This is a genomic window from Devosia sp. A369 (genome assembly GCF_054489345.1).
This window is the reverse complement of sequence record NZ_JBTMWV010000011.1, coordinates 39,780-58,931: the sequence shown is the minus strand read 5'-3', so window position 1 is coordinate 58,931 and position 19,152 is coordinate 39,780. Positions and strand designations below refer to the sequence as shown.

At 62.1% G+C, this 19,152-nt stretch carries 18 protein-coding genes and 4 tRNA genes; 7 read left to right on the top strand and 15 right to left on the bottom strand.

Annotated features, from left to right (window positions below; all coding sequences use genetic code 11):
• The 10 genes from ACX3OZ_RS14460 to ACX3OZ_RS14415 form a co-directional block, all read right to left on the bottom strand.
• Positions 1–483 (bottom strand): DUF7680 family protein, encoded by a 483-nt coding sequence (locus tag ACX3OZ_RS14460; RefSeq protein ID WP_459104745.1) that lies wholly within the window; start codon positions 481–483, stop codon positions 1–3.
• A complete protein-coding gene (locus tag ACX3OZ_RS14455) occupies positions 483–3,545 on the bottom strand; it encodes an ATP-binding protein (RefSeq protein ID WP_459104744.1) in 3,063 nt (1,020 codons plus the stop codon). Before ACX3OZ_RS14455 ends, ACX3OZ_RS14460 begins: the two co-directional genes overlap by 1 nt.
• Positions 3,546–3,563: 18 nt before the next feature.
• Complete coding sequence (locus ACX3OZ_RS14450; protein ID WP_459104743.1) at positions 3,564–3,755, bottom strand: hypothetical protein; 192 nt, start codon at positions 3,753–3,755, stop codon at positions 3,564–3,566.
• A gap of 195 nt (positions 3,756–3,950) precedes the next feature.
• A complete protein-coding gene (locus tag ACX3OZ_RS14445) occupies positions 3,951–5,186 on the bottom strand; it encodes a hypothetical protein (RefSeq protein WP_459104742.1) in 1,236 nt (411 codons plus the stop codon).
• A 108-nt stretch (positions 5,187–5,294) separates the two neighbouring features.
• Positions 5,295–5,371 (bottom strand) — tRNA-Arg (locus ACX3OZ_RS14440).
• Positions 5,372–5,376: 5 nt separating this feature from the next.
• Positions 5,377–5,453: transfer RNA gene (locus ACX3OZ_RS14435), tRNA-Arg, on the bottom strand.
• Between the two features lie 38 nt (positions 5,454–5,491).
• A tRNA-Arg gene (locus ACX3OZ_RS14430) sits at positions 5,492–5,568 on the bottom strand.
• A gap of 82 nt (positions 5,569–5,650) precedes the next feature.
• A tRNA-Arg gene (locus ACX3OZ_RS14425) sits at positions 5,651–5,727 on the bottom strand.
• A 226-nt stretch (positions 5,728–5,953) separates the two neighbouring features.
• On the bottom strand, positions 5,954–7,384 hold the full coding sequence (locus tag ACX3OZ_RS14420; protein ID WP_459104741.1) for an ATP-binding protein: 1,431 nt from the start codon (positions 7,382–7,384) through the stop codon (positions 5,954–5,956).
• 56 nt (positions 7,385–7,440) lie between these two features.
• The gene (locus ACX3OZ_RS14415) at positions 7,441–8,865 is read right to left on the bottom strand and encodes an FAD-dependent oxidoreductase (RefSeq protein WP_459104740.1); all 1,425 of its coding nucleotides are present in this window, start codon (positions 8,863–8,865) and stop codon (positions 7,441–7,443) included.
• Positions 8,866–9,100: 235 nt separating this feature from the next.
• On the opposite strand from ACX3OZ_RS14415, the gene rpmH reads away from it, so the two are divergent.
• From rpmH to yihA, 4 genes are all read left to right on the top strand, one after another.
• Complete coding sequence (gene rpmH, locus ACX3OZ_RS14410) at positions 9,101–9,235, top strand: 50S ribosomal protein L34 (protein ID WP_046136922.1); 135 nt, start codon at positions 9,101–9,103, stop codon at positions 9,233–9,235.
• A 14-nt stretch (positions 9,236–9,249) separates the two neighbouring features.
• Positions 9,250–9,654: a ribonuclease P protein component gene (gene rnpA, locus ACX3OZ_RS14405; RefSeq protein WP_459094566.1), complete on the top strand. Its 405-nt coding sequence runs from the start codon at positions 9,250–9,252 to the stop codon at positions 9,652–9,654.
• On the top strand, positions 9,651–11,483 hold the full coding sequence (yidC, locus tag ACX3OZ_RS14400; RefSeq protein WP_459104739.1) for a membrane protein insertase YidC: 1,833 nt from the start codon (positions 9,651–9,653) through the stop codon (positions 11,481–11,483). The genes rnpA and yidC overlap by 4 nt, the downstream gene beginning before the upstream one ends.
• 77 nt (positions 11,484–11,560) lie before the next feature.
• Positions 11,561–12,205 (top strand): ribosome biogenesis GTP-binding protein YihA/YsxC, encoded by a 645-nt coding sequence (gene yihA, locus ACX3OZ_RS14395; protein ID WP_459094564.1) that lies wholly within the window; start codon positions 11,561–11,563, stop codon positions 12,203–12,205.
• Positions 12,206–12,214: 9 nt separating this feature from the next.
• Here the strand turns inward: yihA and ACX3OZ_RS14390 are convergent, their stop codons facing one another.
• The 5 genes from ACX3OZ_RS14390 to ACX3OZ_RS14370 all read right to left on the bottom strand — a co-directional run bounded on the left by ACX3OZ_RS14390 (position 12,215) and on the right by ACX3OZ_RS14370 (position 15,536).
• Positions 12,215–12,922, bottom strand: a complete 708-nt coding sequence (locus ACX3OZ_RS14390) for a type 1 glutamine amidotransferase (protein ID WP_459104738.1) — start codon at positions 12,920–12,922, stop codon at positions 12,215–12,217.
• 71 nt (positions 12,923–12,993) lie between these two features.
• Positions 12,994–13,491, bottom strand: coding sequence for a peptide-methionine (R)-S-oxide reductase MsrB (msrB, locus tag ACX3OZ_RS14385; protein ID WP_459104737.1), 498 nt, complete (start codon positions 13,489–13,491; stop codon positions 12,994–12,996).
• A gap of 135 nt (positions 13,492–13,626) precedes the next feature.
• Entirely contained in the window at positions 13,627–14,157 is a 531-nt protein-coding gene (locus ACX3OZ_RS14380; RefSeq protein WP_459094802.1) for a fasciclin domain-containing protein, read from the bottom strand.
• A gap of 114 nt (positions 14,158–14,271) precedes the next feature.
• Positions 14,272–14,985 carry an anti-sigma factor gene (locus tag ACX3OZ_RS14375; protein WP_459094561.1) on the bottom strand — a complete coding sequence of 238 codons (714 nt, stop codon included), beginning with the start codon at positions 14,983–14,985 and terminating at the stop codon, positions 14,272–14,274.
• Positions 14,982–15,536 carry a sigma-70 family RNA polymerase sigma factor gene (locus ACX3OZ_RS14370; RefSeq protein ID WP_459094560.1) on the bottom strand — a complete coding sequence of 185 codons (555 nt, stop codon included), beginning with the start codon at positions 15,534–15,536 and terminating at the stop codon, positions 14,982–14,984. The genes ACX3OZ_RS14375 and ACX3OZ_RS14370 overlap by 4 nt, the downstream gene beginning before the upstream one ends.
• Positions 15,537–15,702: 166 nt before the next feature.
• Between ACX3OZ_RS14370 and argB the strand changes: the two genes are divergently transcribed.
• The 3 genes from argB to ilvA all read left to right on the top strand — a co-directional run bounded on the left by argB (position 15,703) and on the right by ilvA (position 19,069).
• Positions 15,703–16,605, top strand: a complete 903-nt coding sequence (gene argB, locus ACX3OZ_RS14365; protein ID WP_459094559.1) for an acetylglutamate kinase — start codon at positions 15,703–15,705, stop codon at positions 16,603–16,605.
• Positions 16,606–16,730: 125 nt separating this feature from the next.
• Entirely contained in the window at positions 16,731–17,414 is a 684-nt protein-coding gene (locus tag ACX3OZ_RS14360) for an outer membrane protein (protein WP_459094558.1), read from the top strand.
• A gap of 128 nt (positions 17,415–17,542) precedes the next feature.
• On the top strand, positions 17,543–19,069 hold the full coding sequence (gene ilvA / locus ACX3OZ_RS14355; protein ID WP_459094557.1) for a threonine ammonia-lyase, biosynthetic: 1,527 nt from the start codon (positions 17,543–17,545) through the stop codon (positions 19,067–19,069).
• Positions 19,070–19,152 lie beyond the last annotated feature (83 nt).

Here is a 19,152-nt window from a genome sequence, read left to right as displayed (position 1 = left end):
TTAAGTCCTCGCCGGATCGGTTTGAATCATCCGCAATGCCGCAAGAACTCTTCGCGGATTCTTCCGGTGCATCACCATGCCCAACCAATAAGCAGCCTCTTCGCGGCCCATCTGCTCAATACCCTCGGCAACAAGCCGCATATTGTCGCGATTACGCATCGGGGCCAGCGTCCGGAACAATAAGGCCAGCGGCAACGCGATCTCTTCTGACAAGGGGGCGCCAAAGCCCTCGATGGGAAGAATGTCAATGCGGACACCGGCGTCACGAAGGCGTCGAATAACCCGATGCTCGGCCAGTTCAAAATTCCGCCCACGCAGGCCACCCACCCGGGTGGGCACCTTCACCTGTGGTGTTGCGAAAGAGGGCAACTGCCAAATTTCAAGCTCAGTGTCTCCGGCGCCATGCCTGCGAACCCTGATTTCGTAGACAGGCTTGGTTTTTGCCATAGCCATGTAGTCGTCCTTCCGACGCGCCAAACTCATCACACTACCTCCGCGGTGGCTTCAACGTATGCCGCAGCACTCGCAAAGCGCGTCAACTTATCAACGAACTTGTCGCCGTCATCGCCGTCCAGGGAAAGCCCAGGATCGAAGTCGAAGGTCAACGTGGTCTTCAGGTCTTGTTCCTTCGCAGCACGGAACTGCGGCTCCAGGTAATCCTTCATGGTCGAGGCGTCCTGAGCCGTGCCCTCGAACTCAAAGCTCATGGCGCTGTCCTGAGTGGTGGTAAACTCACCGATGAGTTTCACCGTCTTCTTGGCACCGGTTATGGTGTTTGCGACCGGAACTAACTTGAACCCGTCTCCCGCCTCGAAAAGGCGAACAGATATGCGATCGATCTTCAGGACCTTGGCATTTTTGGCCTGATCCAAAACCTGCTTGAGCGCTTCCTTGAGGACGCCCTGTGCAGTGAAGGAACGGATGTCCACGGCAACTGGTGCTGTCCCTGGATCTTCTTCAACGGGAGAGCTTGGAACAGACTCGATGACAAATTCGGGGCTCGGCTGAAAAAGTGGGCTGGAAACCGAAACGCTCCCGCCTGATACCGATGGGTAGTGCTGTGCCTTCTGTTGCCGAGGCCAAAGCCCCTTAGCCTTGGCAAAATCCACCGTGTAGATGTTGGTTTCTTCGTCGATAGAGATCGATGGAAGCGGATCGCCGGCACCGGCGATCAAGTCGCCCTTCTGATAAATGTAAGTTCCATCTTCGATGCCCATCCGGATCGCCTTGCGGAGAACGTCATCTGAAAGGAGGATCGGCAAGGACGGGTCTCGGCGGAACTCGGCGCGCAGTGTTGCGCTGGTAATTTGTCCTTTTTTCAGAGGCGTCCGATCCCGAATGTAGGTGGGAGAGTCTGGCGCATCAGCAGCTTCGCGGAGCTTGGTCTGGTCCTTCAACTGGCGAACCACCTGCACCTGACCGGATCCCGGCCTTTCTGAAGCGCCTTGGATGTCGATCGCCGAATGCGCAAGCTGTGGCGTGCCTGGCCCACCAAGCGGATGTCTCGACGGGTAAAGTACGTGGCGATAAGCTTGCTGGACTGCAATGGCCAGCTCAGTCTTTGACTTCTGCTGGAGTTCCAAAACCTTCGACTGCTGATGTTCAGCGAGTTCCGCTAAACGATCCGGGCGCTTCAGCTCCTCCAATGCGAGGCGACGGAGCATTGCCTGCTTCATCTCGACGACCTTCTGCTGGTCGGCAACTAAGAAAACCAGATTGTTTTTGAGTCCCCTCAAGCCGGATCCGTCTGATCCCTTGTGATCATAAATCTTAGTGACCAACTCAGGCACTTCAGCCAAGTCAGTGCCGATCTCAAGAGCGTCGTGCGAGATAAGGGCAAGCTTCGGCTTCCCGTCTGCAACGTCGTCTGGAACGTCCCATGGTCCAGCTGGAAACGGAATCAAATCGAACGATGACGACGGACCAGTGAAGATTTCGCGGATATGGTCACGAAGTTCGGTGCGAGCCGTTTCTGGATCAACGTTTCGTTCTTCGCGGGCGATCACCTGGGTCAGATTTGCCTCTGCATTGAAACGAAGCGGAGCATTGGGCCGGTCGTCAAGATAAGCGGAGTCTGTGCGGAACTTGGTACGCGCGTCATCAATAAAGCTGATGTCTGCTTCCGGGCTCAGGACCGAGTACCGTAGCTGATCGGGTGTCAGACCTTTCAGATCGTTGTTAAAGGCTAAGGTGTGGATGAACACGGTCGTAGCGACATAGCGACCGTATGGGAGCATGCCCTTGTAGTTTTTGGCGTCGATATCTTCCGCCAGGGACGGGCTCTGGGGGGTGCCGGAAATATCGTTCAATATTGCCGGCACATAGGCATCTTGCTGTAGCCGGGTAGTGAACTCTGCACGAACACCTTCTTTGCCCAAGTCGATGTGGTGGAGATGGATCGCTGTCGCGTCTTGAGGCCGGTCGGCCCAAACACCGGCGACCGCTCTACCCAGAATGCGAAGCATGCCGCGCACCCGCTGGAACCCGCTCAACGTGGCCGTCTTGCCCGTCAGGGTGTCGAAAACATCAGGGTGGAAGGGGTAGGTGTTCGCAAAATCGGCGAGCGTTTCAGAGCGACGCGCGAGATCGGGCAACGCATCGCGGTGCTGGGTCCAAACTACTCTATATGCTTCGATTACCTGGGCGGCACCTTCGTCATCGACCCGTCCAAATAGTCGTCTTCTGATGACCTTGGCTGTTTCGTCATCTTTGGTCGGATTGAGGTTGGTCGCTTTTCGCCCTGAGACGCTCTCCAGCTCAGCCATGGCCGATACAAGAAATTGGTTCTCTGCACTGAAAGCGTCGATAGCAACGCCATCGCGCCTCACGGCCAGTGTGTACACCAGCGCCGCGTTGGGATGGCTTTCGATTGCTGAGAAAAGCGACTTCAAGAAAGCAGTAAACTGTTCACGGCCATTCATGAACTGAACACGGCGCAGGTATTCACCCATTTCGTCGAGGACGACGAGAACAGGCTCGTTGCCGAACAATTCCGCTATGGTGCTGGCTCCAGGCGCGACGACCATTTCGTCCGATGCCCGAATGATCTCGTATCCGGCCTTTCCAGCCAGTTGGTATGCGATTTCGCCCCAGGGCGTTTTGGCGCGGATGCCATCACCCATTAGGCGACCGTTTGCAGGATCTGCGTTCTCACCATCAAAGGCCGCTATGCGAACACTTCCGGTCGGCAGCAGAGACGGCGAGAGGAATTCTGAGGTGTTCGCCACGCCCAACATGCCCCTTGCGGCATGTACAAGGGCTATCAGTCCGTGGGTTTTGCCGCCGCCGTATGCTGTGTCCAGGCGAAAAACTGCGGACACGCTTTCACCGCGGCCGGAAAGCCGGCCGCATACGTTGGTTAACAGCTGCTTCAAGCCTACCGTTGGGTAGGAATTTGAGAAAAACAGATCCGGATCCAGATAGTCCTGGGATGCTTTGCCAGTGAGAACGTTGGCGAGATTGGCCGCGTATTCGCTATCAGCGATGCCGCCTCCGAGAATATCGGCGCGTGGCTCACAAAGATCGAAAACGGTCGGTATTCCCAAAGCACTATCCCCCATTTGTCAGTCGGCCTTCGGCTGGCCCTTGAGCCAGTCTTTTAGAGCATCTTCGACAATGCGATAGGCCGGAATGCCCTGATCCAATGCCGAAACCTTCAAGCTGCGAATGACATCCGGCTGAAGATAGGCGAGGAAAGATTTCCGCCCGTCTTTTCGCTGACGCTTCACCTTATCGCCACCTTTTGGCTTAGCCATTCTTGCTATCCGACTACCCAGCTATCCAGCGCGTTAGATAGTACGGTCGTCCGGAAACTGGACTTAATCAAGCGCTATTTGGTTTGGCGTTTCGGGGCGGACAGGCCGCAGCCGGAAGCCAAGCCGGCCGCGGCACGTTTTCTCGCGTCGATCGAGCTAGTGAGTTTGGCAGCCGGCCCTAAGCCCGTAGGGCTCTCAGTCGGATGACGGATAGATTGGCTGGTACCGTTCGCGCGGTGTTTTCCACCCCTCGAAGAATTGGAGAGGATCTGTTGCGCCCATGAATTCTCGAGCCATCTGCAGACGGGCGGCCATCGCCGCTCTATCGGATTCGGGTAGCTGGTCAATCGCTATGGATAGCTCATCGAAAAACCGTTCAACTGCGGTCCTCTCTGACCACTGCTCAATGACTTGGCCGAGTTGTTCGCGGCTCTGCTTGACCGACTCCTCAACTCGTCGCTGGTCTTCCGCCTGCCTTCGCCTTTCCTCGGCCGCCATCCATTCCTGGCGCCGGATCTGGGCTTGACGCTTGGACTCTTCGACTAAGCTTGCAACCTGCGGGACAGCTTCCCGGATTTTGCCGGCGATCTCATGCAGCGACGCCTCGAGGGAGGCAGCCCCATCTTCCTGCCACGTCAGCGACCAGTCGACGCCTTCGGCGGAGTGGGCAACCACACGAATACGGCCACTCGGCAACGGCTTGGTTGTCGTCCAAGTGTGTTCACGCCGGTATTTCCGCAGGTTGTCCTGGTATTCGGTCTCGCGGATGTAGCCACCACCGGCATAGCGAAGCAGAACTTCTTCGGTCATCTCGATTACGACGATCGAGATCGCGGCTTCCTCAAAAAAGGCGACCGTTGGCCGTGCAGGTGACCAAAGGCCGCTGTAGGAATAGCGATCTCGCTTCTCACGGGGGAATTCGCGTTCGTCGACGGCGGCTTGGTTCCAGTGCCGATCTCCCGGTGCGATGATCACCCTGGCTCCGACAGCCTCAAGCTCGTTGTACAGCTTACTGGCTAAGCTCAGGGCCCGTTCCAGGCATGCCTCCGAAGCGACTACGTATGGCAGAAGCTTCTTGTACGGCTTGAGGTAACCTCCGGTCTCCTTCGGCCTGGACCGAAGAAACTCGCCTCTGTAGTTCCGGACCAAGGAATGCATCGTAGGCGCGGGTTTACTGGTTCGCGTCCCCCGTTGCTTTGGGGTGGCGTCGATCGCCTGGCGTGGAGGTACCGGCAATGCCAGCGGTCCACCTTTCTCGTTCCAGGCAACTGCATCGCCTGGAAGCGTGGCCGGCAGATCCTCCGTAGGCGGCGCTTTGCCGACAGCCAGCTTTGCCCAGTAACCTCTCGCCGGTCGCGGCACGTTTAGGGCGGCACATACACGCGCCATATAGCTTCCCGATACATTGTAGCGCTCGCCGACTTTGATCATGGGCTGCGACCAGACGAGGTGATGGAGTTCTTCGCGGGTTACCATGAACGAGGACTAAAGCGAGTCGCGGCAACCTGGCCACTCGGTTTCTGGGGACAGCCAAAGTACTGGTGATCGCGGAGGAATTCGAATCCCCGGCCTTCGGAATCGGAATCCGACGCTCTATCCAGCTGAGCTACGCGACCATAGATGGTGCCTTCGAAGGGACTCGAACCCCCAGCCGTATCCTTAGGACGGATCTGCTCTGTCCAGTTGAGCTACGAAGGCAGACTAGTAGCCGTCGCGAGTGACGCGCCTGGCAATGCTGGTGATCCCTGGTGGACTCGAACCACCGACAACCGGCTTAGAAGGCCGATGCTCTATCCAACTGAGCTAAGGGACCGGAACTTCGTGCAAGTGCCATCGACCCACGACTCCTTGGAATCGACCCAGGTTCAATTTGGCCTGACAGTCCTTGAAATGAATGGCGCGCCCGGAACGATTCGAACGTCCGACCCCCAGATTCGTAGTCTGGTGCTCTATCCAGCTGAGCTACGGGCGCGCATTGCCGACAAGATCGGCGGTTCAGACGGGACTGGATGTGATATCCGTCTGAAGCGGCGCAACCCATACATGGGCATTTCGGGGTTGGCAAGCGCACAGATGACAGTTTCTTGCCACTGCGCACAACTAGCGCCCGGCGCGCCCCCTGGAAGCGGCTTTTCGGCAATTCGCCTGCGACAACAAAGCCCTGCGCTGACACGGTGCTGGGGATAAGTCGCCCTGCCTCAAGGGCGGATACGCAAGCCGGCCGGCAGAATCAGGTCAAAGCGCGTGCCGATGGGCTGATCGATAAAGACCAGCTGGCCGCCATGCGCTTCGGTAATCTCGCGGGCGATGGCCAGACCCAGCCCGGTGCCGCCGGCCCGCGCCGAGCCTTCGAAGGCGACGAACAGATTGGCACGCGCCCGCGGCGGCAGGCCCGGGCCGTTATCGGTGACCGACAGGGTGACGCTCTCGGCATCCTCGGTGGTGGTGACGGCGATGCTGGGGGCCGCAATGGCGGTGCCGGCGGCTTCCAGCGCCTCGCGGGCATTCTTGAGCAGGTTGAGCAGCACGCGGCCGAGCTGGGTGGCATCGACCTTGAGCACCAGATCCTCCGGCGTGGCATTGGTGAAGACGATGCTGGGGTGGCCGTCCAGCCGCGCCTCGAAGGCGGCATCGGCAACCAGCGGCGCTATTTCGACGGGCACCATCACCGGCGGGGCGGCGCTCTCGCGGCCATAATCGAGCACCGACTGGGCAAAGCCGATGGCCTTGTCCAGCGTGGTGACCAGCCGGGGCGCCAGCCGCTGCACCTTGGGGTCGTCGAGCGTCGCCACCTGATCGGAGAGCAATTGCGCCGAGGTCAGGGTATTGCGCAGATCATGGTTGATCTTGGCCACGGCCAGCCCCAGATCGGCCAGATGGCGGCGCTGCCGCAGCATGGAGAAGATGTCGGCCTCCATCGCCGCCAGTTCGCGCTCGGCAATGCCGATTTCGTCGCGGCGGGCCGAGGGGATGATGATGAGGCTGGCGTTTTCGGGCGCCTGCCGGAAGGCCAGCATGTTCTGTGTCAGCCGGCGCACCGGATAGATGAGCAGATAGCTGGCCAGCAGATACAGCACCACGGCGGTGATGGCGGCGATGGCCAGCGAGATCACCCCGATCTGGCGGGAATAGGCCAGCATGTCCTGCCGCAGCGCCCGCTCGGGCATCAGCAGCTCGATCAGCGTATCGTCCAGATCGCCCTGACCGATAATGCGCATGGTGCGGCCGGGGCCGGCAAACAGCGTATCGATGGAGCCGGCGATCAGCGTCATCAGATCGGCCTGCCGCATATCGGCCGTCACCACCACATCCGGGGTGATGGGGTTGGCCAGCTCGATCAGCTGGCTCTGCCCCTCCCGGCGATAGACGATGGCATTGGCCCCGGCCGAGGTCAGCAGCCGGTCGGTGAGTTCACGCGGCAGTGCCATCACGTCGGGCACGGCATCGAGCACCCGGGCCGCCACCACGCTAACGCGCAGCCGATCCTCCAGCCAGTTTGCCCGGAAGCTGGCGAGCGATGGCAGATAGACCACGATTTCGACCAGAAGAATCACCGCGATGATGGTGGCGATGAGCTTGATCGAAAGGCCGGAAAACCGGCCGGGCAGGACACTGCGTTGAACTGTCATTGCCCATCATTATAGGCAAAGCCGCACAAGGCGTAAGCCCCCGGATGGGGGATGCGTCAGCGCCGCAGGCGTAGCAGGGCGGGAAGCTGCGCCGGCCAGCGGCGCGGCGGCTGCTGTGCCAGATAGTGCTCGGCCAGTTCCACCAGCGCGGCAGCGGCGCTAGGCTGGGGCAGCGCCAGCCCGGCCAGTTCGCCCAGCTTGAGGCCACGCCCCATCGCCAGCGCCAGCATTGCGGCCAGTTCCCCGGCGTCGGCACCGACGGCCCCGGCGCTGCTGATGGCGCCATTGGCGGCGGCGATCAGCTTGACCGTGCCCGCTGGCTGGCCGCTGGCCTGTGCTGTTTCGGTTTCCACCAGATTGCTGCGCCACACCGTCTGGCCCGGACGCAGCTTGGCGCCGGCCTCCAGCCCACCCAATTGGGCCAGCGCCGGTTGGGTGGCCACGAGGCGCGGCACCTGCTGGACATCGAGCCGACCGGGACCGAGCCGCAGCAGGCGTTCGAGCAGCAGCGTCACCTGGTGCGCGCCGATATGGGGCTGGTGCTCCCCGGCCGCGCCGCCAATGGCAGTGATGCGGCCATTGCTGGTCTGCCCATCGGGGCCAAGCTGCAGCAGTTCGGGCCGCATGCGGTCGCGGCGCAATTTGGCCTTGTCCAACAGTTCGGCATCGAGCAGCGGCACCCGTCCCATGGCGACGAGGATATGGGAGACATCGAGGCTGTCCTCGCCGCCGGATCGGCGCAAAGCAATGCCGGTGCCCTGGCTGCGCGGCAGAATCGCGGAGACTTCGGCATCATCGAGAATGACCACCCCCTCTTCGCGCAGCGCGCGCAGCAGGATGGCGACCAATTCGGGATCAAAGCCCGGCAACAACCCGCCCTGCGGCACCAGCGTCACCATGGCGCCGAGCCGGCGATAGGCCTGCGCCAGTTCGAAGGCCGCCGGCTCGCCACCGATCACCACCAGATGGCTGAGCTTGCGGCTATTGTCGGCAATGCTGTCGGCGGTGAAGAATTTCACCTGCTCCAGCCCCGGCAGCGGGGGAATCAGCGGCGTCGCGCCGGTGGCCAGCGCGAACTGGCGGGCGCGGATGGTGTGATCGCCACAGCGCAGCGTCTGCCGGTCGATAAAACTGGCGGGGCCGGCGAGCATAGTGACCCCGAGCCCGGCCAGGCGCTCGGCCGCATCGCGCGGCGCGGCGGCGGCGGCAATAGCGTCGGCATGCTCGGTGATGGCGCGAAAATTGAGTTTGGGTTCGACGGCGCTGAGGCCGACCTGGCCGGCGCTGCGCATGGCCTCAGCTCGCTCGGCACTGGCCAGCAGGGTGGCGCGGCGCAGGCTGCCGGCAACCGGATCGCCCTCGGGCGTAGCGCCCTGCACCAGCACGACGCTCAAGCCACGCTGCCTTGCCCTGAGCGCCAGGCTGACGCCGAGCGCGCCGGCGCCGATGACACAGAGATCAGGTTTGATTGCGTCCGCCATTACCTGCCAACGGCCAGAAGAAATGCTTGCGTCGGGTCTTATGGGGCGATATCGCCGCGAAAACAACGGGGGAAGCAATGCAAGGAAGTGTGGTGCCGCGCGTTGACTTGGCCTCGGGTTTTCCCTATAGACGCCACCAACCCGCACCGTGGGCGCTTGGCGCTTGATGTGTGTCTGAAATTCCTGCTTGTGCAGAGCTAAACCAGAGGAACCGTGCCCGGCGCGGTTTGATGTCATGAAGCGTACTTATCAGCCGTCGCAGCTCGTGCGTGCCCGCCGTCACGGTTTCCGTGCCCGTATGGCCACCAAGGACGGTCGCGCGATCATCAACAAGCGCCGCCGCGACGGCCGCAAGAAGCTTACGGCCTAAGGTCCGGTGGCCGGATGACGGCCAGCGAGAACACGCCTGACGCCCTGCGTCGGCTGGTCAAGCGTTCCCAGTTCCAACGGGCTGCCCGGGGCAATCGCGCCGGGCGCTCTGCGTTTGGGCTGCAGGTGATCGCGGCTGATGAGGCTCCGGCTGGCATCGGCTTCACCGTCACCAAAAAAACCGGCAATTCTCCCCAGCGCAATCGCATAAAACGTCGCCTTCGCGCGGCTGTGACAGCATGCGCGCGTGACTTTATCCCTCACCATGACTATGTGCTGGTCGGACGACGGGAAGCGCTCAGCGAACCCTTCGCCAAACTGGTTGCCGATTTGGGCGCGCTGATCGAGCGCGTGCATACTCCCAGATCGACCGACCAGCGCCACTCTTCCGGCCGCGGCCCACGGAAACCCAGACAATGACCGACAATCGTAATGTGATCATCGCCATCGTGCTCAGCATGGTCGTGCTGTTCGGCTGGCAGTTCCTTGTGGCTGGCCCACAGATGGAGCGCGCCCAGCAGCAGGCCCAGATCGCTGCCGAGCAGGCGCAGGCCGAAGCCGCTTTGGCGACCCCGACCACCACGGTCGATGTCAATGGCGCCCCCGTGCCGGCCGCCGATGGCAATGCGGTCTATGCCGATCGCGCTGCGGCCATTGCCGCCACCCAGCGCGTCATCATCGACACCGAAGACCTGCATGGCTCGATCAACCTGACCGGCGCCCGCCTCGATGACCTCGAGCTCAAGCAGTATCGCGAGACTGTCGACCCAGATTCGCCGATCATTACCCTGCTGACCCCGGCCGGCGCGCCCAATGCCTATTTCGCCGAGCAGGGCTGGGTCCCCGCCAGCGGCACCAATGTCGCCTTGCCCGATGGCAAGAGCGTATGGACGGTCGAAAATGGCGCGACGACGCTGACGGCGACCACGCCGGTCATCCTGCGCTGGGACAATGGCGCCGGGCTGATCTTTCACCGCACCTTCTCGGTCGATGAGCATTACCTGTTTACCGTCACCCAGTCGGTCGAAAACACCGGTGCCGGTGATGTGGCCCTGTTCCCCTATGCCCGCGTCGCCCGTCACGGCACGCCCCACGTTGCCAATTTCTTCATCCAGCATGAAGGCCCGCATGGCGTACTGGGCTCGAACAACCTGATTTCCAAGAAATATAGCGATCTGCAGAAAGACCAGCAGGCCCGCTTCGACAACACCACCGGCTGGCTCGGCTTCTCGGACAAATACTGGGCGACCGCCGTGCTGGCCAAGCCCGGCAACGCGCTGAATGCGCTGTTCTCGTGGAAGAACACCGGCGCCTATGACGATTACCAGACCAGCTTTGTCGAGACGACGCCGGTCATCGTCGCTCCGGGCGCCACGGCGATCCATGAGAGCTATCTGTTTGCCGGCGCCAAGGAAGAAAGCGTCATCACCGCCTATCAGCAGCAATATGGTTTCGACCGGCTCGAGCTGCTGATCGACTGGGGTTGGCTGCATTTCATCACCAAGCCGATGTATTATCTGCTGACCTTCCTCAACTCCATCATCGGCAATTTCGGCGTTGCCGTGCTGGCGGTGACCGTGATCGTCAAGGCCATCTTCTTCCCGCTGGCCAGCCGCTCCTTCGCCTCGATGGCCGCCATGCGTCGCGTGCAGCCGGAGATGAAGTCGATCCAGGAGCGCTTCAAGGACGACCGTCCGGCCCAGCAGCAGGCCATGATGGAGCTGTACAAGAAGGAAAAGATCAATCCGCTCAGCGGGTGCTGGCCGATCCTGATCCAGATCCCGGTGTTCTTCGCCCTCTACACCGTCATCTTCATCAGCCTCGACATGCGCCATGCGCCGTTTTTCGGCTGGATTCAGGATCTGGCGGCGCCCGATCCGACCAATATCTTCACCCTGTTCGGCCTGATCCCGTGGGATCCGACCGCCCTGCCCTTCATCGGCAGCTTCCTGCATCTGGGCGTCTGGCCCGTCATCATGGGCATCACCATGTGGGTGCAGATGAAGCTCAATCCGCCGCCGCCCGATCCGACCCAGGCGATGATCTTCAACTGGATGCCGGTGATCTTCACCTTCATGCTGGGCACCTTCCCGGCGGGTCTGGTGATCTACTGGGCCTGGAACAACACGCTGTCGGTGACCCAGCAATATTTCATCATGAAGCGCCACGGCGCCGAGGTGAACCTGCTTGGCAACATTCTCGACGCCTTCAAGCGCAAGCCGAAGTCGACCGAGCCGACCAAGCCCTGATATCGCCATAGCGGATCAGACCTGCTATTGCCCGCCGGACACCTCCGGCGGGCTTATTGTTTGAAGCGAGCAGCACCATGAACACTGTCGATTACCAACCCGAAATGATCGAACGCGGCCGCCTGCTGTTCGCGCGACCGATCCTGTTCACCAAGGGCTGCGTGCGCATCGCCGACCTGCCGCCGATGGACAAGGTCGAGATCGCCTTTGCCGGCCGCTCCAATGTCGGCAAGTCGAGCCTGATCAATGCTCTGGCCGGCACGTCGAGCCTGGCCCGCACCTCGAACACGCCTGGCCGCACCCAGGAACTCAATATCTTCGAGAGCCAGAGCGAAGAGCTGCGCATCGTCGACATGCCCGGCTATGGCTATGCCAAGGCCCCCGAGGACAAGGTCCGCGCCTGGACCAAGCTGATCCACCAATATCTCACCGGCCGCGCCACGCTGCGCCGGGTCTATGTGCTGGTCGATGGCCGCCATGGCCCCAAGGACAATGATCTGACGGTGATGAACGAGCTGGACCGGGCTGCCGTGAGCTATCAGATCGTCCTGACCAAGGCCGACAAGCCGCTGGCCAAGGATCTGGAAAATGTCATCGCCGCCACCCAGGCCGCCATTCTCAAGCGCCCGGCCGCCCACCCGCGGGTGATCCTGACCTCATCGCATAAGGGCGACGGGTTGCGCGACCTGCGCACCGAAATCGCCATGTTGCTGGAAAGCTGAGGCTTCGCCTCAGCGATCCTTGAAGAAGCGGGCGATATAGCCGGCCAGCACAGGGCTGCTGGAAGGCGTGGCCACCGAGACCAGTGCCTGGTCGACAAGCTCGTCGGCCACCCGGCCGCGCCGCATCTCGGCCAGGGCCAGCGCATAGTCATCGGCAAATTCGGGGTGCGGCTGAAAACTCAGCGCCGCCCCATTGCGATAGACCAGCCCGGCATTGGGCGTGAAGTCTGATGCCAGGATCACCTCGGCCTCGGCAGGCGGGACAATCACCTGATCCTGATGCGAGCAGGCCACCGCCAGCGCGGCGGGCGCATCGGCCATGAAGGCGGGCCGTGCGGTGACGGCGTAGGTATGGCGGCCAAGGCCCCAGCCCTTTTCGGACTTGCGCACATCCCCGCCCAAGGCGTCGGCCATGATCTGATGGCCGAAACAGATGCCCAGCATCGGGATCTTGCTTTCATACGCGTCGCGGATGAAGTCGCGCAGCGGTCCCAGCCAGGCATGGTCCTCATAGACTCCCGCCGGCGACCCGGTGATGACAATACCCTCCAGCGCCGCCGGCTCGGGCAGCGCAGCGCCATCGGACACCGGCACGACCTCATAGCTAAACCCCTGCCCCGTAGCGTCGAACATGGTTTCAAACATGCGGTGATAGGGGCCGAACTGGCCGCGCAGCGGCGCGGGCACGTCGCCGGTCTGAATAAAGGTAAGCTTCATGGAGTGTTCCCGAGAGGGCCGATCCCACCGCCATAGCGGGAAAACCAGATCGGCCGCAATGGGGCGAAAGACTAGGCCGGCTGGAACCGGAGCGCCACGCCATTGATACAGTAACGCAGCCCGGTCGGGGGCGGACCATCTTCGAACACATGCCCCTGATGCCCACCGCAATTGGAGCAGTGAACTTCGACCCGAGCCATGAACAGTGTGTTGTCTTCCGTCGTGCCCAGCGCGCCGTCGATAAAGGTGTAAAAGCTCGGCCAGCCGGTGCCGCTGTCGAATTTGGTGTCCGAATTGAACAGCGCCTGATCGCAGCCGGCGCAGTGGAACGTTCCGGCGCGATGCTCATCATCCAGCGGCGAGCTGAACGGCATCTCGGTGGCCTCGTGGCGCAGCGTCTGATAGGCGGCCGGCTCAAGCCGTGCCTGCCATTCCGCATCCGTCAGCTGGAATGGGAAACTGCCTTCGGCGGCTTGCGCCGGGGCCGTGGGACGCAACACCGCATAGGCGGCGAGCGCGGCAACAGCCGTGCCGCCCAGCAACACCTGACGACGATCAAGGACAGCCATTCCGTCTTCCCTTCAAACCTGCCGCCGCGCCGCGGGCGCGAAAGCGTTTCGACAGCTATTCTACGTCCCTCCAGGGGACAATGACACGTCAAGTTATGGTGAGAGGCCGCACAATGCGCGACCTCTCATTGGTGGCTACATGGCCGATTTTGGCGTCAGCACGGCGTCGATGACGTGGATCACGCCATTGGACTGGATCACGTCGGGGATGGTCACATTGGCGACGGTGCCGTTTTCATCGGTAACGGTGATCTTGCCGTCGACATCCTTGAGGGTCAGCTTGCAGCCGCCGACGGTATCGACGACATGCTCGCCGCCATCGGCCTTGACCATGCCGGCAATGTCACCCGACAGCGCCTTGGCCGGGATCACATGACAGGCCAGGATGGTGGACAGCATGTCCTTGTTTTCCGGCTTCAGCAAATTGTCCACCGTACCGGCCGGCAGGGCGTCAAAGGCGGCGTTGACCGGGGCCAGCACGGTGAACGGGCCAGCGCCCGACAGCGTCTCGACCAGGCCGGCGGCCTTGACGGCGGCGACCAGCGTGGTGTGATCGGCCGAGTTCACGGCGTTCTCGACAATGTTCTTGTCGGCAAACATGGCGGCGCCGCCGACCATCGGATTGTCCTGGGCCATAGCGCCGCCGATCGAGGCGATGGTGAGCATGGCGGCGACGGACAGAGCGCGGAGAGAGAGGGTCATTGCAGTCATTCCTTCCTGTGTTTCGTTCCCCTATTCGGCAGGGACAACAGCAGGTACGGAACGGCGCGAAGAAGAGTTTCAGATTTTTGTCACCGCACCCTGAGCGACGATGGGGCCGGTCGGCGCGCCGCTGGGGGAACCACCCTTGGGCTCCAGCGTGATCGCCAGCACCGAGCCTTCGCCCCAGCCCGCCATGATTGCCGGCGCGACGGCGACGGCGCTGCGATCGGTGATCGGGATCACGCCCATCGACACCGGCGCGTTGCCGCCCTGGATGGCCCAGAGTTCAAAATCGCGGTCCGGCACCGCCTCGCCCGACAAGGCGGTGAGCCGCACATTGCCGCTGCCGTCATAGAGCGCCACGAATTTGACATTGCTGCCCTCCGCTTCGAGTGCGGCGACCAATTGGGTGGTCAACGCGCCGACATCGGGCGCCGGCTGCAGCAGGTTGAAGCCCACGGCAGCGACCGCAATAGCGATGGCCCCGGCAGCGATGCCGCGCCAGACCATCAGATTGTCCCAGAACGCCGCCGCGCCGCCCGTCGCCGCACCAAACACCCGCTTTTCGATGGCGGCAAACAGCGGACGGGGCACCGGCACTTCAGCAAATTCACCATCCAGCTCGGCAAAACGCGCCACCCAGAAATCATGCTCGGCGCGCAGGGCCGGATCGGCTTCGATCAGCCTGCCGACACGGGCATGCTCGGCAGCCGACAGCAGGCCGAGCACATACTCGGCCACCAGCGCATTGCGCCCGGCAAAACCTCCATCGCTGTCGCCGCTGCTGCTCATGTCGAAAGACAGTCCTTCAGTTTGACCAGGCTCCGCCGCAACCAGGTCCGCATCGTATTCAAGGGTATGGCGTGGCGGGACGCCAGTTCTTCGTAGCTATAGCCATCGAGATAGGCGCCGCGCACCGCATCGGCCCGCTCGGGTTCGAGCGTGCCCAGGCAGTGCTCGATCCGGCGTTTTTCGTCGCTATCCTCGGCCGCCCGCTCCGGGGATGGCCCCGAATCGGCAATATCCAGCGCCGCGTCGATATCGGCCGAGGCCGGGCGGCGCGCCCGCAGCATGTCGAGCGCATGGTTGCGGGCAACGGCGACCAGCCAGCTGATCGGGCTGGTATTGCCCATCACGTAGCGATCGGCGCGCTGCCAGATCTTCACATAGATTTCCTGGATCGCCTCTTCGGCCTCGGCTCGATCTCTCAAGATACGCAGGGTGACGCCGAAGAGTTTCGCGCTGGTCCGGTCATAGAGGACGCGAAAGGCGGCGCGGTCGCGCAGGGCGCAACGGGCGATGAGGTCGGCAATGTCGCGCGATGGCGGCGTCTGACTGGACATGGGTAGTGCAGCCTCCTGACGCCTGCCGATTCCTCACTGCCACCACAACGCAGGAGAACGTGAATTGGATCAATGGGCAAATGCCATAGAACCGGCTTTTCCTTTGTGATGCTATGCTCTAGACCCGAAGCATCTTTGCCGCCTTGCCAACAGGATGGGGCCGTCCATGTCCGACCAAGATAATTCGACCGACCGGTTCAGCCATGATGCCGGGATTCTTGCGCAGGCGCTGCCCTATATGCAGCGCTATGAGGGCAAGACCGTCGTGGTGAAATATGGCGGTCATGCCATGGGCGACGCCAAGCTCGGCCAGGCCTTTGCCCGCGATATCGCGCTGCTCAAGCAGTCCAAGGTCAATCCGATCGTAGTGCATGGCGGCGGGCCGCAGATTGCCTCGATGCTGGCCAAGCTGGGCATCGAATCGAAATTCGAAGGCGGGCTCCGCGTCACCGACCAGCGCACCATGGAAGTGGTGGAAATGGTGCTGGCCGGTTCGATCAACAAGGAAATCGTCGCGCTGATCAATGCCGAGGGCGAATGGGCCATCGGGTTGTGCGGCAAGGACGGCAACATGGTCTTCGCTAAAAAGGCCGTGAAGACGGTGAAAGACCCGACCTCCAATATCGAGAAAGTGCTCGATCTCGGCTTTGTCGGCGAGCCGGTCGATGTCGACCGCACCCTGCTCGATCTGCTGGCGCGCTCGGAGATGATCCCGGTCATCGCCCCCGTAGCCCCCGGCCGCGATGGCAATACCTACAATATCAATGCCGACACTTTTGCCGGCGCCATTGCCGGCTCGCTCGGCGCCAAGCGCCTGCTGTTCCTGACCGACGTGCCGGGCGTGCTGGATCGCAACGGCAAGCTGATCCCCGAGCTGAGCGTGGCCGAGGCCAAGGAACTGATCGCCGACGGCACCATTTCCGGCGGCATGATTCCCAAGGTGGAAACCTGTCTCGAGGCGCTGGATAACGGCGTCGAGGGCGTGGTGATCCTCAATGGCAAGATGCCCCACGTGGTCTTGGTGGAACTCTTCACCGAGTTCGGCGCCGGCACGCTGATCGTTCGCTGATCGCGTTCACCATTTGCTAACCAATTCCCACTTTCCGCCGCTATTCCGCGGGGTGTGGCCCTTTGGGCATAGGCCCGCCGCGCTGCGGCGTGTCAATTTACATCAAATACTATCTGGGGTTTTCCATGCGTACTGAAATCAAGCTTGCCGCCCTTGTTGGCGCCACCCTCATGGCTTCCGTCGCCGGCGCTCAGGCCCAGCAGGTCGAGACCATCATGATCCTGCCCACGGTCACCAACCAGTCCTACCAGCCGAGCTATTCGGCCTGGGATGGCTTTTATGTCGGCGCGCAGGGAAGCCTCGTGGCGATGAAGAGCCACGAAATCAACACCGGCCTGCCCGGCGAATTGCTGATCGGCGATATTGGCGGCAATGCCGGCATCTTCGCCGGCTATCGCCAGCAGCTCAATGACTGGTTCGTGCTCGGCATCGACGCCGAAGTGAACAATGTGGCGACCGAGTTCGAACACCTCAGCAAGAATTACGGCGCGTTGAAGTGGGAAACCGCCGTCCGCGCCACCTTGGGCTACCCGGTGGCCAACAATGTGCTGGCCTATGCCACGGTGGGTTACACCTGGGGGCGCTTCGATTTCAGCCCGCATTTCGGCACGCCCGACTCCACCTACACCGCCGGCGGCTGGCAGCTCGGCCTGGGCGTCGACATGATGGTCACCGAAAACCTGATGGCCCGCCTCAATGCGACCTGGACCCATTATGGCGTCAATGACGTCACCAGCGGCGGCGTCAAGGCCGGCACCAGCGAGCCGAGCGGCTCGGTCGTGCGCGCCGGTCTCGCCTGGAAGTTCTAAAGCCACCAATCCAGAATTTGCTGCAAGGCCGCCCAGTGGGCGGCCTTGTCTGTTAGGGCTGTGCCATTGAGGCGGTTGACAAATCAGCCGCCCGGGCGTCCCTCGGCGGCACTTACCGGAGTGCCGTCATGCAGGACTATATCCGCCGCATCCTCACCTCATCGGTCTATGAAGTGGCCGAGGAAACCCCGCTCGAAAAGATGGAGCAGCTCTCCGCCCGCCTGGGTGTCGAGGTGCTGCTCAAGCGCGAGGACATGCAGCCGGTCTTCTCCTTCAAGATTCGCGGCGCCCATAATCGCATCGCCCAGCTCAGCGCCGAGGAGCGGCTCCGCGGGGTGATCTGCGCCTCGGCCGGCAACCATGCCCAGGGCGTGGCGCTGTCGGCCAGCCGGCTGGGCATTCGCGCCATCATCGTGATGCCGACCACAACCCCGGCGATCAAAGTGAACGCCGTGCGCCGCCTCGGCGGCGAAGTCGTGCTGTTTGGCGACGGTTTTGACGCCGCGCGCCTCCATGCCGCCGAACTGGCGGAAAAGCATGGCTATGTGGTGGTGCATCCGTTCGATGATCCTGACGTGATCGCCGGTCAGGGCACCATCGGCATGGAATTGCTGCGCCAGCATCCGGGCGAAATCGGCGCCATCTATGTGCCGGTCGGTGGCGGGGGCCTCGCCGCCGGCATTGCCGCCTTCGTCAAATTCCTCCGTCCCGAAATCAAGATCATCGGCGTCGAGCCCGAAGAAGCCGCCAGCATGAAGGCCGCCATCGCCGCCGGCCATCCGGTGGTGCTGGAAGAAGTCGGGCTGTTTGCCGATGGCGTCGCCGTGCGCCAGGTGGGCGACGAGACCTTCCGGCTGTGCCGCGAATTGCTCGATGACATCGTCACCGTCAGCGCCGACGAAATCTGCGCCGCGATCAAGGATATTTTCGACAATATGCGCGCCATTGCCGAGCCGGCCGGCGCGCTGGCTCTGGCCGGGCTGCGGCGGCAGGTGGAAAGCGGCGCGGCCCCCAAGGGCGCGCTGATCGCCATCAATTCGGGTGCCAATGTCAATTTCGACCGGCTGCGCTATGTGGCCGAGCGTGCCGAAATCGGCGAGCGGGCCGAGGCGCTGTTCTGTGTCGGCATTCCCGAACAGCCGGGCAGCTACCGCGCCTTTATCCGCCTGTTGGGCCAGCGCCCGATCACCGAGTTCAATTACCGCCTCGGCCATGGCGCCACCGCCAAGATTTTCGTCGGCATCAAGCTGACGCGCGGCGATGCGGAAAAGCGTGAGATCATCAGCCTGCTCGAAGATCGCGGCCTGCAGGTCATCGACCTCACCGACAATGAGGTGGCCAAGCTGCATGTCCGCCACATGGTCGGCGGCCGCGTCAATGATATCGAGGACGAGGTGGTCTATCGCTTCCAGTTCCCCGAGCGCCCCGGTGCGCTGCTGAAATTCCTCGAAGGGCTCAACGATGCCTGGAACATTTCGCTGTTCCACTACCGCAACCATGGCTCGGACTATGGCCGCGTGCTGGTCGGGGTGCAGGTGCCGGCAGCGACCCGGGCCGACTTCATTGCCCATATCGACGCCATCGGCTTTCCCTATTGGAACGAGACCGACAACCCGGCCTATCGGCAGTTTCTGGAGCCGGAAACGGACCTCTAAACCGCGCTTTGCTGCATTATGCTGTCATAAACCGACAATAGAACTGCACGGCCTATTTGTGGCCGGAATCTATTGCAATTCAA